This is a genomic window from Maricaulis virginensis (assembly GCF_027922185.1).
In the GTDB taxonomy this organism is placed as follows: Bacteria; Pseudomonadota; Alphaproteobacteria; order Caulobacterales; family Maricaulaceae; genus Maricaulis; species Maricaulis virginensis.
Genome location: NZ_BSFE01000005.1, coordinates 166,116 through 180,873 on the forward strand (window position 1 = coordinate 166,116; position 14,758 = coordinate 180,873).

Here is a 14,758-nt window from a genome sequence, read left to right on the forward strand (position 1 = left end):
GCTCGGGGCCTTTGATCATGACGCAGATCCGCCGGATCCAGGACGCGGAGGTCGCCGGCAAGCGCGTTCTCGTGCGTGTCGACTTCAACGTGCCGATGAAGGACGGGCAGGTGACCGACGCCACGCGTCTGGTCTCGGCCATCCCGACCATCGAACATCTCACCGGTGCCGGCGCGAAGGTGATCCTGCTGGCGCATTTCGGCCGCCCGAAGGGGCAGCGCGTAGCGGAGATGTCGCTGGAACCGGTGGCCCAGCCGCTGGCCGACCTGTTGGGCGTGGCGGTGGATTTCTGCACCGAGACTACCGGCGACGAGGCGCTGTCGGCCGTGGCCGACATGCAGCCGGGCGATGTTCTCCTGCTGGAAAACACCCGCTTTCACGCCGGCGAGGAAGCCAATGATCCGGCGTTTGCAAAGGATCTCGCCGATCTGGGCGACATCTATGTCAACGACGCCTTCTCTGCCGCGCACCGTGCGCATGCCTCGACCGAGGGTGTGGCGCGCCTGCTGCCGGCCTATGCGGGCCTGGCCATGCAGCGCGAGATCGACCATCTGGTCGCTGCGCTGGAAGCGCCGGAACGCCCGGTCATCGCCCTGGTGGGCGGCGCCAAGGTCTCGACCAAGCTGGATCTCCTGAAGAACCTGGTGAAGAAGGTCGACATCCTGTTTGTCGGCGGCGGCATGGCCAACACGCTGCTGCACGCCCAGGGTATCCGTGTCGGCGCCAGCCTGTGCGAAAGGGATCTGGTCGATACGGCCCGCGCCATTCTCGCAACGGCCGAGGAATCCGGCTGCCGCATCATGCTGCCCTCCGACGTCGTGGTGGCAAAGGAATTCAAGCCGAACCCGGAAACCCGTCTGGCCGCGGTCAATGATGTCGCCGATGACGAGATGATCCTCGATTGCGGTCCGGCCACCGTCGTGGCGCTCGCCATGGCGATGGAAGAGGCAAAGACGCTGATCTGGAACGGTCCGCTGGGCGCGTTCGAGACGCCGCCCTTCGAGACCGCGACCGTGGCGGCGGCACAGCAGGCGGCAACGGCCGTCAGGGAACGCGGCCTCGTGGCCGTCGCCGGCGGCGGCGACACGGTGGCGGCGCTGAACCAGGCCGGTGTGTCGAATGATTTCTCCTTCATCTCCACGGCGGGCGGGGCCTTCCTGGAGTGGATGGAGGGCAAGGCGCTGCCGGGCGTGGGCGTTCTCAAGGACGAGACCGGCGTCGCGGCCTGAGCCGCGGGACCGGCTTGCCGCGCCACGACTGGTAACGATAACATCGGGCGGCCCGCGGGGCGCCAGGCCTGTCGCCGGAGGGCGGTGGGCAAGCGGCGCCCGGCGTATTAAAAGGGCTCTGCGGTAGAAAACGGGCGGACCGCGGCGGTCCGCCAATCGGTATTTGAAGCTGGGGTAGACGCGATGGATCTCGATCAACTCAATGAAACCGCCTGTGCCATGGTGGCGCCGGGCAAGGGCATTCTCGCGGCGGACGAGTCGACGGGCACGATCGGCAAGCGCTTTGCCTCGATCGGTCTGGAGAACACGCCGGACAATCGCCGCGACTGGCGCGAAATGCTGTTCCGCACCGAAATGGCGATGAATGAGCACGTCTCCGGCGTCATCCTGTACGACGAGACCATCCGTCAGAGCGCCAGGGACGGCACCACGCTGGTCCAGCTGATCCGCAATGCCGGCGCGATCCCGGGCATCAAGGTCGATACCGGCGCCAAGGCACTGGCCGGCGCCGAGGGCGAGACCGTGACCGAGGGCCTGGACGGCCTGCGCGACCGTCTGGCCGACTATTACGAGCTCGGTGCCCGCTTCGCGAAATGGCGTGCCGTGATCAATATCGGCCAGAACGGCGATGACAGCGTGCCCAGCCAGTACTGCATCAATGTGAACATGCACGCCCTGGCCCGCTATGCAGCGCTGTGCCAGGAAGCCAATATCGTTCCGATCGTCGAGCCGGAAGTCATCATGGACGGCAACCACTCGATCGAGCGCTGCTATGAAGTCACCGAATTCGCGCTGAAAACGCTCTACCGCGAACTGTTCGACCAGGGCGTCGTGCTGGAAGGCACGGTCCTCAAGCCGAACATGGTGATCTCCGGCACCACGGCCGATGACCGTGCGGGCATCGAGGAAGTCGCCGACATGACCGTGCAGTGCCTGGCCAATTGCGTGCCGGCCGCCGTTCCGGGCATCGCCTTCCTGTCGGGCGGGCAGAGCGACGAGGAGGCCACGGCCCACCTCAACGCCATGAATGCCAGCTATGACCTGCCCTGGCCGCTCACCTTCTCCTATGGCCGCGCCCTGCAGGCCGCGCCGCTGAAGGCCTGGGCCGGAAAGCCGGAAAATGTCGCCGCCGGCCAGGCCGCCTTCAACCACCGCGCCCGCATGAACGGCCTCGCTTCGCTCGGCGAATGGGACGCGGCGATGGAGAAGGAAACGGCGTAAACCGCCGGACCTTCGACATCTGCGCAATAAAAAACGGGGCCCCGCGGGGCCCCGTTCTCGTTTCGGATATCGCCGGTGGACTAGTTGCCCAGCTCGGAGATGGTCAGCGTGGCCGAGGCCATGCCGCTGCCGGAACCATAGGTGCCGATCCAGATGTCGTACTGGCCAGACGGCGGGTTCGACCAGGACACCATCGGGTTCAGGCCATTGCTGTCGTCATTGCAGTACCAGGAGCCGTCCGGCGCGTTGACGACGATGGTCGTGTCGGCGTTCGAGCGGGCACCGATATAGAGCGGCAGGCTGCCGGCATTGTAGTGCAGGCGGTAGTCCGGTGCGTTGGCGATCATGCCGCGGCAGGAGCCGCCGAGCGAGGAGCTGGCGTCGATATTGCCGCCCGCGGTGATGGAGACCGTGTACGGGTCCGGCGCGAAGCCTGCCGTCAGCGTGGTCTGGCCGAAGGTCGGGCTTTGCGACCAGTCCTGGGCGGCGGCAACGCCGGCAACCGCAGCAGCGGCGATCGTGGCGGCGAAAATGGTCTTGATGGACATGAAATCCCCCTGCGAGAAAACAATCGGGAGGCCCACGGCCATCCCGGACGCGTGCTTCTCACATAATGCAGATGAAGGGAAGCTGAACGTAGTCCGGGCGGCGATTTGCCTCGTGCACAACAAGGGGCGCTGAAAACGGTTGTCGGCTGCAGGGCGAGCTGCCAGAAGAGCCGGCATGACGACCGCGCTCTACCTGATCACCCCGCCCCGTATCGACGAGACATTCGCTGCCCGCCTGGCCGAAGCCCTGGATGGCGGCGAGGTGGCGGCGCTGCAGATCCGCCTGAAGGATCATTCCCGCGACGAGGTCCGGGCCCTGGCGCCGGCCCTGATCGAGGCCGCCCATGCCCGCGACGTCGCCGTGATCCTCAATGACGATCCGGAACTGGCCGCCGAACTGGGCTGCGACGGGGTCCATATCGGCCAGCAGGACGGGACGGTGAAGGCCGCGCGCGCGATCATGGGCAAGGACCGCACGATCGGCGTGACCTGTCACGACAGCCGCCACCTGGCGATGGTCGCCGGCGAGGCCGGGGCGGACTATGTCGCCTTCGGTGCCTTCTACCCGACCGCGACCAAGGACGCCCCGACGCAGGCCGAGCCGGGCCTCCTGACCTGGTGGACCGAATTGTTCGAACTGCCCTGTGTCGCGATCGGCGGGATCACGGCCGGCAATGCCGCGCCGCTGGTCGAGGCGGGGGCCGACTTCCTCGCCGTGTCCGGCGGTGTCTGGAACCATCCCGACGGACCCGCCGCCGCGGTGCAGGCGTTCAACGCGCTGTGCCGCTGAGCGGGCGCTTATGAGGGCCGCATGTGACCGCTATGTCACTTGACCGGCACCCCTGCGTCACGCTGAAAGAGACGCCATGATCCGATCCGTTCTGACTGCCGCCTGCCTTGCCGTCCTCTCCGCCGCTCACGCGCAGGAGGACCCGGGTGCGGCATTTCCCGACGAGCTGATCCTGCTGCCCGAAGACGTGCAGCGTGACGCGCAGGCCGGCGATTTCGATGCCGAGACGGCCGAAGTCCCCACCGGCATGACCGCCGCCCAGGAAGCCTGGTATCGCGCGCAGATGGCCTTTGTCAGCGAGGACTGGTACCTCGCCCGCCGCTATGCCGAGACCGCTGCCGTGTCGGGCATCACCGACGCCGCAGCGCTGGCAGGCCTGATGGCCCGCGACGGACGCGGCGGTGAGGCCGACATGGCTGCTGCCGCAGGCTGGTTCCGCCGGGCAGCCGAGCAGGATCACCCCGTCGCGCTCTACCAGCTCGGCCTGCTGGCCCGGCTGGGCGATGACAGTCTCGATCTGGGCGATCCGCGCCGCTGGTTCGAGCGCGCCGCCCGGGCCGGTCATATCGACGCCATGGTCGCCTACGCGCTGGCGCTGAAAGCCTCGTCGGTGCCGCAGGACGGTCAGTCGGCCCGGCGCTGGGCGGAACGGGCAGCGCAGCAGGGATCGGCCGAAGGCATGTATCAGCTGGCCCAGATGCTCGATGCCGGCGTTGGCGGCGAGCGCGACGCCGAAGGCGCGCGTATCTGGTACGAGCGGGCGGCCGAGGCCAATCTGGCCGAAGGTGCTTTCCAGGCCGGCATGATGTGGGCCGATGGCGAGGGCGGCGAGCAGGACGATGCCGAAGCAAGGCGCTGGCTGCGCATTGCCGCGGAAAGCAATTATCCGCCGGCCCAGGGCCAGTACGGGCTGATGCTCTACCAGGGCCGCGGCGGCGAGGCCGATGCCGCGCTGGCGGCCCACTGGTTCGGCCAGGGCGCGCGCGGTGGCGACGCGGAAAGCCAGTTCCTCTATGCCTTCGTGCTGGCCCAGGGTGACGGTGTCGAGCAGGATCTCGAGGCGGCCTATCGCTGGGTCGTCGCGGCCGGTGCCGATGCGCTGGGCGCACCGGTCCACAATCGCGACCGCGACCGTTTGCAGGCTGCACTCGAACGTGCGCTGCCGCTGGAAGTCCAGGCGCGTGTCCGCGAGGCCGGCGCGGGCGACTGAGCCGATTGCGGCACCGCGCTTGCCGTTCCCTGTCCTCGCTGATAGGAGAGCGCCACCTCGCGGCCATCCGGCCGCTGTTCCGCTTATTGCCCCAAGGTGACGGCATGAAGATCAACGGCAATGAAATCCGGCCCGGCAACGTCCTGATGCACCAGGATACGCTGTGGGTTGCGGTGAAGACCGACCACGTGAAACCGGGCAAGGGCGGCGCTTTCGCCCAGGTCGAGCTGAAGAACCTGCTCGATGGCCGCAAGCTGAACGAACGCTTCCGCGCCGCCGACAAGGTCGAGCGCGTGCGTCTGGAACAGAAGGATCACACCTTCCTGTTCGATACCGGCGACATGCTCACCTTCATGGACTCCGAAAGCTATGAGCAGATCGAGCTGCAGAAGGATTTCGTCGGCGAAGACCGCGCGGCCTACCTGCAGGAAGGCATGACGGTCGTTGTGGAATTCCACGAAGATCGTCCGATCGGCATTTCCCTGCCGCAGCACGTGACGCTGGAAGTGGCCGAGACCGAGCCGGTCGTGAAGGGCCAGACGGCGGCCAACTCCTACAAGCCGGCCATCCTGTCCAACGGTGTGCGCTCCTCCGTGCCGCCCTTCGTCGGTATCGGCGAAAAGATCATCGTGGCCACCGAGGACGGTTCCTACGTCCGCCGCGCGGACTGATCCGGCATGGGTGCCCTCTCTCCTCTCCTGACCGTGATGACCGAAGTGGCCGCCCGTGCCGGGCGGTCGCTGAATCGCGATTTCCGTGATGTCGAGCACCTGCAGGTGTCCCGCAAGGGGCCGGCCGACTTCGTCTCGATTGCGGACAAGAAGGCCGAGGACATCATCTATGATCGCCTGACCCAGGCTCGGCCGGGCTATGGCTTCCTGATGGAAGAGCGCGGCGTGGTCGAGGGCACCGACCGTTCCCACCGCTGGATCGTCGATCCGCTGGACGGGACGCTGAACTTCCTGCACGGCATGCCGCACTTTGCCGTCTCCATCGCGCTGGAGCGCGAGGGCGAGCTGGTCGCCGGCGTGATCTACAATCCCGCCACCGACGAGATGTTCCACGCCGAGAAGGGCCGTGGTGCCTGGCTGTCGGACCGCCGTCTGCGCGTGGCCAGTCGCAAGCATTTCGACGAGGCCGTGATCGCCACCGGCATGCCCTTCATGGGCAAGACCGGCCATGCCCGCTTTCTCAAGGAACTGCACCAGATCATGCCCCACACGGCGGGTGTCCGGCGCATGGGCTCCGCGGCGCTCGACCTCGCCTGGGTCGCGGCCGGCCGTTATGACGGTTTCTGGGAGCGCAATCTGAAACCCTGGGACATCGCGGCCGGTATCGTGCTGGTGAAAGAGGCCGGCGGTTTCGTCTCCGAGGCCGATGGCGGCGAGGACATCCTGCGCACCGGCAATATCGCTGCCGGAAACGAGGACATGCTCGCCGAACTCACCGCACGCCTGAAGAAGGCGTCAGCCTAGGGCAGGATCGCTTCCTGCGGAACCGGTTCTGCTCCAGACTCTTGAGTGGTCGCGTGATCGAACCGGTGAACCGGTCCCCACTTCACCTGATCACGCTCTACTTGAGTGGTCGCGTGATCGAACCGGTGAACCGGTGCCCACTTCACCTGATCACGCTTCAGGCGGCCAGCGTCTCGATCCGCGCGTGCGCGGCTTCGAGCTTCTCGGCTTCCGCAAACATCAGCTGTCCGGCGTCGATGATCTCGACATCGGTGATGCCGATGAATTTCAGCACATGCTTCATGTAGTCCGTGGCGAAGTCGGTCTCGCTGCCGGCGGCCACGCCGCCGGAGACATAGACCAGGATGGCGCGCTTGCCGGTCAGCAGGCCTTCCGGCCCGGCTTCGGTATAGCGGAAGGTTTCCCGGGCCCGGGCGACCAGATCGATCCAGGCCTTCAGCGAGGCCGGAATGGTGAAATTGTAGATCGGCATCGTGATCACGATCGTGTCGGCGGCGCGCAGTTCCGCGACCAGCCGGTCGGAGAAGGCCAGTGCGGCCTTCTGGTCGTCCGAGCGCTGGGCGGGATCGGTGAAATTCGCGCCGATCCAGGTCTCGTCGACGAGGCGCATCGACCCGTCCGCAAGATCGCGGACCGTGACGCGCGTGTCCGGGCGCTGTGCGGTGAGGCGGTCGACTACACGGTCGGCCAGGCCGCGGCTGTGCGAGCCCTCCCGGCGCATGCTGGCATCGACGCGGAGGATGTGGCGGGGCGAGGTATCGGTCATCGGAAGACTCCATCGGCTTGTCAGGTCCGGCGGCGGGTCTGCCGCGCGATGACCGACAGTTAGGTTCCCTCCCGTCCGGATTTAATGCGCCTTTTGGAATTCCATTAATTCCGATCTGGAATAAGGTGCTGCAGGACGCCCGCGCACCCGGCGGAAGGCAGGCTTTGACCTCGCCTCCAAAATGTCCCAATCCGGGGTAAGGAAGGGCTGGAGCTGACACGAGGGGAAGGCATGCCTGTTCTCGACCGGAACGACCGCACGCATTCCGCACCGGCGGTGCGCTTTACCGGACCCTGGCGCTATATCGTCTGGATGGCGCTGTTCACGGCGGCCGTGGCGGCCATCTCGCTGTTCCTGATCGAGCCGCTGGGAGCGGCGTTCCGGGCCAATCCGGCAATCAATGGACTGATCCTGGCCGTGCTCGTCATCGGCGTCCTCTACACCTATGCCCAGGCGCTGGGGATCGGGCCGGCAGCCCGCTGGCTCGTGCGTTTCCGCTCGTCGGAAGACCCGTCCAGCCTGCCGCGGCCGCCTGCACTCATCGCGCCGATGGCCTCGATGATCGGCCAGGCCGATGGCCGGGTCTCGCTGTCGGCCGGCTCGGTGCGCACCGTGCTCGACTCGGTCGGGGCCCGCATGTCGGAAGCCGGCGCCTTCACCCGCTATTTCGGCCGTCTGCTGATCTTTCTCGGCTTGCTGGGCACATTCTGGGGCCTCCTGCAGGTCGTCTCCGATGTCGGCGACGCCGTGCGGGCGGTGACGGAAAGCGCGACCGGCGCGGAAGCGGACGTGCTGCGTCTGATGTCGGCCATCGAGGATCCGATCCAGGGCATGGGTACGGCCTTCGCCTCCTCCCTGTTCGGTCTGGCCGGTTCGCTGGTCATCGGCTTTCTCGATCTGCAGGCCAGCCGCGCGCAGAACCGCTTCTACAACGAGATCGAGGAATGGCTGTCCTCGATCTCGCGCCTGGCGGCCGCCGGTCCGGCATCGGCAGGCGATGGCGAGGTTTCCTCGGCCTATGTCGGCGCGCTGCTGGAGCAGACGGCCGAAACGCTCGACCGGCTGGCTCATACGCTGGAGCGCCACACCCGCCAGCTCGACACCACGCTGCAGCGCTTTGCCGAAGACAGCCGCGCGTCGAACGAGGAGGGGGTGCGGGCCCTGCGCGACGAGTTGCGGGTCTTCATCCGTGCCCTGCAATCGCGGGAGCGGGGAGGGGAATAAGCCATGGCTTCGCCCCGGTTTGCGCGTTTCCAGGAAGCCGATAACGGCGATCACTGGCCCGGCTTCGTCGATGCACTGGCGACATTGCTGCTGGTCATTGTCTTCCTGCTGTCGATCTTCGTCGCGGGCCAGTTTGCCCTGTCGCGCGCGCTGACCAGCCGGGACGACCAGCTGGCCGATCTCAATGCCCGCCTCTCGCAACTCGCCGACGAGCTCAATCTGGCCCGCGACGAAAACGCGGCGCTGGAAGTGCGCATTACCGGCCTGCGCGAAGAGCGCGATGCTCTTGAAGACGCACTGACCCTGGCGACGGGCCGGGTGGAAAGCCTGCAGTCCGATCTCGCTGCCGAAGAGGAAATGTCCGAGGAGAGCCGGCGTGCGCTCGCCCTGCTGAACCAGCAGATGCAAGTGCTGCGCGACCAGATCGCCTCGCTTAATGCTGCCCTGGAAGCCTCGGAACAACGCGCCGAGGAGGCCGAGGCCCAGGTCATCAATCTGGGTGAGCGTCTCAACGCCGCCCTCGCCGAGCGCGCGGCCGAACTGGCCGTCTACCGGTCCGATTTCTTCGGTCGCCTGCGCGAGATTCTCGGCAACCGCACCGGCGTGCGCGTCGTCGGCGACCGCTTCGTGTTCGAGACCGATGTTCTTTTCCCGTCCGGCTCGGCGGCGCTGTCGAGCGAGGGGCGCGAAAGCCTGCGGCCCATCGCCGACGCCATCATCCAGCTGACCGACGAGATCCCGGACGATATTGAATGGGTGATCCGCATCGACGGGCATACCGACCCGGTGCCGATCCGCACGACCTATCCGTCGAACTGGCATCTCTCGGCGGCGCGCGCGATCTCGGTCGTGCAATGGTTCGAGGATCTCGGCGTGCCGTCCGAGCGGCTGGTCGCCGCCGGCTTCGGAGAAAACCATCCGATCGCTGAGGGCCGGTCGGCCGAGGCCAATGCCCGCAATCGCCGCATCGAGCTGAAACTGACTTCGCGTTAGGTGATGCGGGATCAATAGCCCTGAAACAGGAAATCCATCGCGGCGGTGATGGTGTCGCGGTGTTCGGTTTCGATATTCGTGATCGGGCGTCCCAGAAGACGGTTCGGTACCATGGCGATATCGGTCGTCACGAGCAGGTAGTCCTGACCTTCGATACCGAGCACGGGCATCAGCCTGTACACGGCTTCTCCCGTTGACGGGTCGAACGCGCGAAGCGGGATGACGACACGACTGTCGAGATCGCTCAGCACATCCGATTGCACATCCACGGCCAGCCGTGCTGGCAGACCGGTCGGGCGGTAGACATCGAAGCGCGCCACCTAGTCGTCCCGGGGCTGGGCCCACCACGGTGTGCCGAGCAAGGGGCCTTCCCGCTCGATCCGGCGATTGTGTGCCTCGATCGCCTCGCGGTTTTCCTCGCGCCAGCGGCGGCCCTTCTCCTCGCGGACGGCCGCTTCGATGCCGGCTTCCGCCGCGCGGGAGGTGTTCAGGCCCAGCGCGCGTGCTTCTGCCATGATGTCTTCGCGAACCGTCAGATTGACGCGTTTGCGAGGTGCGGGTTGCTCATACTTCATCGTCGGCCAGTCCAGATGGTGTGGTTTAATGATGTGTATGATTTATGTGTATGTCAATGCGCACGGTGGCGCGCGGGTCAGCCGGCAGTCTTGCGCATATGCAGGATCGGATAGGGCCGGCCGGCATCGTCCAACGGCGAGCGTTCGAACTGTTTGAAGCCGAGGCGCTCGTAGAATCCGACCGCCTGCGGATTCTGCTCGTTCACATCGACGGTCAGCGGCAGGCCGGCCGTTTTCCGGGCATGATCCATGAGGGCGGTCCCCAGGCCTGTCCCGCGCCGCTCGGGCGCGATGAAGAGCGAGTCGACATGGCTGCCGGTCATGCCCATGAAGCCGAGCGGGCGGCCGGCCGCATCGACGGCCACCCATAGGGACGCGTTGGGGATATAGTGTTCCGCAACAAGCGTTTCGATCTCGCGGAAATCGCTTTCGCTGATAAAATCATGCGTTGCCTTCACGGCGGCGCGCCAGATATCGGTCAGGGCCTCGCTGTCGGCCGCGGCCGACCGGCGGATTGCGGACATGGTCTGTCTTCCGGTCTCGTTCATGGGCGCAGGGAGCAGGGCCGTCCGGCCACTACTCGTTCCCCTCGTTCGCCGCTTGGTCCGGCTGACCGCCCTCGATCAGATACCAGGGCGTAGCGCCATAATCGTAGGGCGGGTAAGGATAGAGCCAGCGCAGGGCATCGAGCGCGGCGCCGTGATAGATGGTCGAGTGGGTCTCGGTTTCGCGGCGGTCGACATAGCGGTATTCCGGCGCGCCTTCGACGGCGTCGAGGGCCGCAAGCAGCGTATCGAGCCCGGCCTGCATCGTGCCGCCCTCATCGCCCATCGTCAGGTAGACGCGCGTGTCCGAATGGCCGGCGGCGGCCAGACGTTCGGCGGCCCGTCCGGCAACGGCCTGATCGTCCCACCACAGGCTGGGCGAGACCGAGATATAGTCGTCGAACAGGTCCGGCTGTTCGAGCAGGGTGTCGACGATGAACAGGCCGGCCAGGCTCTCCCCGATCACGGCCCGGCGCTCGCCGACGCGATAGGTCGCCTCGATGAAGGGGATGACGTCCTGCGCGATATAGGCCCGGAAGGCTTCGGCTCCGCCGGAGGTGTCGAACTGCGTGCGATAGCGCGCGTCCTCGGGCGCGGGCGTCAGCTCGTGGATGCGCTCGGTGGTTTCGATGCCGACCACGATCAGGGGCTCGTACTGCCAGGAGATCACGCCGAGCTGGGCGAGGCCGGCGATATGGGGGAAGTCCTGCTCCACCCCGCCATCGATCAGATAGAGCACGGTGTAGGGCATTTCGGCCGTGTCGTGCTCCGGCGGCAGCCAGACATTCACCGTTCGCGTTTCGCCGAGGACGGAAGAGGTTATCTCGTGGGATGTGCCGAAATGGATGGGCGTTGCGCTGTTGCTGTCGCTGCCGGCGGTGGTGCCCCGGGCTGTGGCGGGTGCGGTCGCGGCAACCAGCAGGGCGAGGCCGCAGATCAGATTTTTCAAGCTCTTCTCCCCTCGTGGCGATGTGGCGGGAGGATCGTGTCAATCGGCCGGGCAGGCAAGCCCGGGGACCTTGTCCCGGCAACACATGGCGGTGGTTGCTCTGGCGCTGGCCTTCCTGTATAGACCCGCGCTCCTGAGTTTATATGAGCTGCGTGCCCGGCAACGTAATCGGGTGGCGCGGCGGATCAAAAGAAAGCCGGACCGATGAAAAAGGATACCCATCCCGAGTACCACCTCATCACTGTGAAGATGACGGACGGTACCGAGTTCCAGACGAAGTCGACCTGGGGCAAGGAAGGTGACGTGCTCACCCTGGACATCGATCCGACGTCCCACCCGGCCTGGACCGGCGGCAATCAGCAGCTGATGGACCGCGGCGGCCGTGTTTCGCGCTTCAAGGACAAGTTCAAGGGCTTCGTGTAAGCCGTCCTTTGACGATGCCAAGAGAAAAGGCGCGCTCCGCAAAGGAGCGCGCCTTTTTCCTTGCCTGCCGGCATGGATGGACGTGGTGTCAGCGCTCGCCGAAGGCGCCGCGCAGCATGGCGATCTGGTCGGCCACCGGATTGGTGTCCATTTCCAGCGGCCCATCGACATAAAGATTGTCGTCGATGCGCTTGAGGCGGTCATAGAGCGAGCGCGAGCGGCGCACGAGATCCATCAGGACCGCCGGAGGCGTTTCGCCCTCCGGCCACAGCCCGTCGGTCGGCCGGTCGCGGGACAGACGGTATTTGCCGTCCGTGGCATCCTGGGCCGACATCTCGCCCTCGGACACGGCGCGCTGGGCCAGCAGCCAGGAGGCGGCCTGCATCAGGCGCGTGGTCAGCTTCATGCTCTCGGTGGCGTAGGACAGGGCGCCGGCGCGGTCGAGCGACTTGGAGTCGTCGCGACCCGGCCCGTCCAGATAGGCTGCCGTCTCCTCGACCAGGTCCATGCCTTCCCGGAAGAGTTTCTGGAACATCTCCGAATTGGCGAAGTCCTGGGCCCGGGCGGCCGGCGCACCGCCGGCGGGAAAGAGGTTCGGCGTATTGTCAGTCATCACGTGTCCAGTTTCGGTCCGCAAACATCTGGTCCGATTCGTAGCAAGGCTCGGGCCAATCTGCCCGAAACTCTTGATCAAAACTTAAACACGGCGTCCGCAGCGCTGCGTCCGGCCTGTTTCTTGTCCGTGATGTCGTCGATGCGGCGCAACTCGGCCTCGAGCAGGGCGCGGCGCTCGGCAAGATCTTCCAGGGAAAGGGCACTGAGATCCTCGCCGGGGATGATGGCATTCTTTGCCCGGGCGCTTGCAGGCATATCGTCATCGTGAAACATGGGGGCCTCCACACTGCGATGCGCGAGCATAGCGCGAAGCCGGATAAAGGCCCATGACCCAGTCCACGCAAACTGCCGACACCACCCGTATCGTGATCGCCCGCGAGCCGGGCGGGCCGGATGTGCTGGACGTGGTGACACGTCCTGTGGCGCCGCCCGGACCCGGTCAGGTGCTGATCCGCAATACCGCCTGCGGCATCAACCGGCCCGACCAGATCGAGCGCCTCGGCTTCTACCCCGCACCGGCCGGCGCGCCTGAAGGACTGGGCCTGGAAGTCTCCGGCCATGTCGCGGCGCTGGGCTCCGGCGTCGAGGGGCTCGCCGTGGGCGATCCTGTCTGTGCGCTGGTCGCAGGGGGCGGCTATTCCGACTATGTCATCGCGCCGGCCGGTTCGGTCCTGCCGGCACCGGCGGGGATCGATCTCGCCGACGCTGCAGGACTGCCCGAGACCGTGCTGACCGTGTGGACGAATGTGTTCGAGATCGGGGCATTGTCGCCGGACGAGACATTGCTGGTTCATGGCGGGACGAGCGGGATTGGCACGACGGCCATCCAGATGGCCAAGGCCCATGGTGCGCGCGTGATCGCGACGGCCGGCACGGCAGAGAAGGTCGCGCTGTGCGAGCGCCTGGGGGCGGATATCGCGATCAACTACCGCGAGGCTGACTTCGAGACCGTTGTCACGGATGCCGGCGGGGCCGATGTCATTCTGGACATGGTGGGCGGCGACTACGTCCAGAAGAACATCAATTGCGCCAATGCCGGTGCCCGCATTGTCTCGATCGCCTTCCTGAAGGGCAGCCGGGTCGAGGTCGATCTGATGCGGATGATGCTGAAGCGGATCGTACTGACCGGTTCGACGCTGAGGGCCCGTCCGGATGCGGAGAAGGCGCGGTTGACCCGGGCCGTTCGCGAAACGGTGTGGCCCTGGATCGCTGCAGGCCGCCTGGCACCTGTCATCGACAGTCGCTTCGCGCTCGACGATGTGCGGGCCGCCCACACCCGGCTGGACAGTGGCGGACACGCCGGAAAAATACTGCTCTCCTGCTGACAATTGGCCGGGGCAACCGCTTTGCAGAGGCGCCCGATTGCGGTATAAATCCCCTAAATCGCTTCGTGTACGGGCTATCCTGAACCGGAGCGTCGGAAGCCCAAGCCCGGCCGCCGCGTCGGGCTTTTTTTGTTTCTCCCAGGGAGATTGAATCCATGACCGAGATCCTGATGCCGAAAGCCACGGCGGTCTGGCTCGTCGACAATACCTCGCTCACCTTCGACCAGATTGCCGGCTTCTGCGGCCTGCACCCGCTGGAAGTGAAGGGCATCGCCGATGGCGACGTGGCCGTGGGTGTGCGCGGCGCCGACCCGATCTCCAACGGGCAGCTGACCCGGGAAGAAATCGAGAAGGCGGAAAACAACAGCGATTACCGCATGACGGTGGTGAAGCCGAAATACGCCGACCTGCACACGCCGGCCAAGCGCCGCGGTCCGCGCTATACACCGCTGTCGCGCCGCCAGAACCGTCCGGACGCGATCGCCTGGCTGGTGCGCAATCACCCGGAACTGTCCGACGCCCAGATCTCCAAGCTGATCGGCACGACCAAGACGACGATCCAGGCGGTGCGCGAGCGCACGCACTGGAATTCGGCCAATATCAAGCCGACCGATCCGGTCTCGCTGGGCCTGTGCACCCAGATCGATCTCGACGATCAGGTCAAGAAAGCCTCGGCCCGCCGCCGCAAGCTGGAAGAAGAAAATCCGGAAATGCTCAGCGATACGCTCAAGGCCCAGGAAGAGCTGGAAAAGCCGAGCGACGAGTTCAATCCGGACGATGTCGACCTGGAAACCCTGTTCGGCGGTTCCAAGCAGGACTGACGGCCATCGTCAGGAAGATACAAAAGGCCGGTCCCGTCGGGGCCGGCCT

19 protein-coding genes are annotated in these 14,758 nt (G+C 66.0%); 11 read left to right on the forward strand and 8 right to left on the reverse strand.

Annotated elements, in window-relative coordinates:
• The first annotated feature begins 17 nt into the window (after positions 1-17).
• On the forward strand, positions 18-1,229 hold the full coding sequence (locus PKE71_RS10555; protein ID WP_271186937.1) for a phosphoglycerate kinase: 1,212 nt from the start codon (positions 18-20) through the stop codon (positions 1,227-1,229).
• A gap of 183 nt (positions 1,230-1,412) precedes the next feature.
• Positions 1,413-2,450, forward strand: a complete 1,038-nt coding sequence (locus PKE71_RS10560; RefSeq protein ID WP_271186938.1) for a class I fructose-bisphosphate aldolase — start codon at positions 1,413-1,415, stop codon at positions 2,448-2,450.
• 80 nt (positions 2,451-2,530) lie between these two features.
• Here PKE71_RS10560 and PKE71_RS10565 read toward each other — a convergent pair whose 3' ends face one another.
• Entirely contained in the window at positions 2,531-2,998 is a 468-nt protein-coding gene (locus PKE71_RS10565; protein ID WP_271186939.1) for a peptidase S1, read from the reverse strand.
• 175 nt (positions 2,999-3,173) lie between these two features.
• On the opposite strand from PKE71_RS10565, the gene thiE reads away from it, so the two are divergent.
• The 4 genes from thiE to PKE71_RS10585 all read left to right on the forward strand — a co-directional run bounded on the left by thiE (position 3,174) and on the right by PKE71_RS10585 (position 6,473).
• Complete coding sequence (gene thiE / locus PKE71_RS10570) at positions 3,174-3,788, forward strand: thiamine phosphate synthase (RefSeq protein ID WP_271186940.1); 615 nt, start codon at positions 3,174-3,176, stop codon at positions 3,786-3,788.
• 76 nt (positions 3,789-3,864) lie between these two features.
• On the forward strand, positions 3,865-4,998 hold the full coding sequence (locus tag PKE71_RS10575) for a tetratricopeptide repeat protein (RefSeq protein ID WP_271186941.1): 1,134 nt from the start codon (positions 3,865-3,867) through the stop codon (positions 4,996-4,998).
• Between the two features lie 104 nt (positions 4,999-5,102).
• The gene (gene efp, locus PKE71_RS10580; protein WP_271186942.1) at positions 5,103-5,669 is read left to right on the forward strand and encodes an elongation factor P; all 567 of its coding nucleotides are present in this window, start codon (positions 5,103-5,105) and stop codon (positions 5,667-5,669) included.
• A 6-nt stretch (positions 5,670-5,675) separates the two neighbouring features.
• Positions 5,676-6,473, forward strand: coding sequence for an inositol monophosphatase family protein (locus PKE71_RS10585; RefSeq protein WP_271186943.1), 798 nt, complete (start codon positions 5,676-5,678; stop codon positions 6,471-6,473).
• 157 nt (positions 6,474-6,630) lie between these two features.
• Here the strand turns inward: PKE71_RS10585 and PKE71_RS10590 are convergent, their stop codons facing one another.
• Positions 6,631-7,239, reverse strand: coding sequence for an FMN-dependent NADH-azoreductase (locus tag PKE71_RS10590; protein ID WP_271186944.1), 609 nt, complete (start codon positions 7,237-7,239; stop codon positions 6,631-6,633).
• A 231-nt stretch (positions 7,240-7,470) separates the two neighbouring features.
• Between PKE71_RS10590 and PKE71_RS10595 the strand changes: the two genes are divergently transcribed.
• Positions 7,471-8,463 carry a hypothetical protein gene (locus PKE71_RS10595; RefSeq protein WP_271186945.1) on the forward strand — a complete coding sequence of 331 codons (993 nt, stop codon included), beginning with the start codon at positions 7,471-7,473 and terminating at the stop codon, positions 8,461-8,463.
• Between the two features lie 3 nt (positions 8,464-8,466).
• A complete protein-coding gene (locus tag PKE71_RS10600; RefSeq protein ID WP_271186946.1) occupies positions 8,467-9,456 on the forward strand; it encodes a peptidoglycan-binding protein in 990 nt (329 codons plus the stop codon).
• Between the two features lie 11 nt (positions 9,457-9,467).
• Here the strand turns inward: PKE71_RS10600 and PKE71_RS10605 are convergent, their stop codons facing one another.
• The 4 genes from PKE71_RS10605 to PKE71_RS10620 form a co-directional block, all read right to left on the reverse strand.
• Positions 9,468-9,776 carry a CcdB family protein gene (locus tag PKE71_RS10605; RefSeq protein ID WP_271186947.1) on the reverse strand — a complete coding sequence of 103 codons (309 nt, stop codon included), beginning with the start codon at positions 9,774-9,776 and terminating at the stop codon, positions 9,468-9,470.
• On the reverse strand, positions 9,777-10,031 hold the full coding sequence (locus PKE71_RS10610) for a type II toxin-antitoxin system CcdA family antitoxin (RefSeq protein ID WP_271186948.1): 255 nt from the start codon (positions 10,029-10,031) through the stop codon (positions 9,777-9,779).
• A gap of 77 nt (positions 10,032-10,108) precedes the next feature.
• On the reverse strand, positions 10,109-10,555 hold the full coding sequence (locus PKE71_RS10615; protein WP_271186949.1) for an acetyltransferase: 447 nt from the start codon (positions 10,553-10,555) through the stop codon (positions 10,109-10,111).
• Between the two features lie 52 nt (positions 10,556-10,607).
• Entirely contained in the window at positions 10,608-11,525 is a 918-nt protein-coding gene (locus tag PKE71_RS10620) for an alpha/beta hydrolase (protein ID WP_271186950.1), read from the reverse strand.
• A 204-nt stretch (positions 11,526-11,729) separates the two neighbouring features.
• Between PKE71_RS10620 and rpmE the strand changes: the two genes are divergently transcribed.
• Positions 11,730-11,948 (forward strand): 50S ribosomal protein L31, encoded by a 219-nt coding sequence (gene rpmE / locus PKE71_RS10625; RefSeq protein ID WP_271186951.1) that lies wholly within the window; start codon positions 11,730-11,732, stop codon positions 11,946-11,948.
• An 88-nt stretch (positions 11,949-12,036) separates the two neighbouring features.
• On the opposite strand, the gene rcdA is transcribed toward rpmE, so the two are convergent.
• Positions 12,037-12,561, reverse strand: coding sequence for a protease adaptor protein RcdA (rcdA, locus tag PKE71_RS10630; RefSeq protein WP_271186952.1), 525 nt, complete (start codon positions 12,559-12,561; stop codon positions 12,037-12,039).
• 77 nt (positions 12,562-12,638) lie between these two features.
• Positions 12,639-12,836, reverse strand: a complete 198-nt coding sequence (locus PKE71_RS10635) for a DUF1192 domain-containing protein (RefSeq protein ID WP_271186953.1) — start codon at positions 12,834-12,836, stop codon at positions 12,639-12,641.
• 53 nt (positions 12,837-12,889) lie between these two features.
• Here PKE71_RS10635 and PKE71_RS10640 point away from each other — a divergent pair, with 53 nt between their 5' ends.
• On the forward strand, positions 12,890-13,888 hold the full coding sequence (locus PKE71_RS10640; protein WP_271186954.1) for an NAD(P)H-quinone oxidoreductase: 999 nt from the start codon (positions 12,890-12,892) through the stop codon (positions 13,886-13,888).
• Between the two features lie 155 nt (positions 13,889-14,043).
• Positions 14,044-14,709 (forward strand): DUF1013 domain-containing protein, encoded by a 666-nt coding sequence (locus PKE71_RS10645; protein WP_271186955.1) that lies wholly within the window; start codon positions 14,044-14,046, stop codon positions 14,707-14,709.
• The last annotated feature ends 49 nt before the right edge of the window (positions 14,710-14,758 follow it).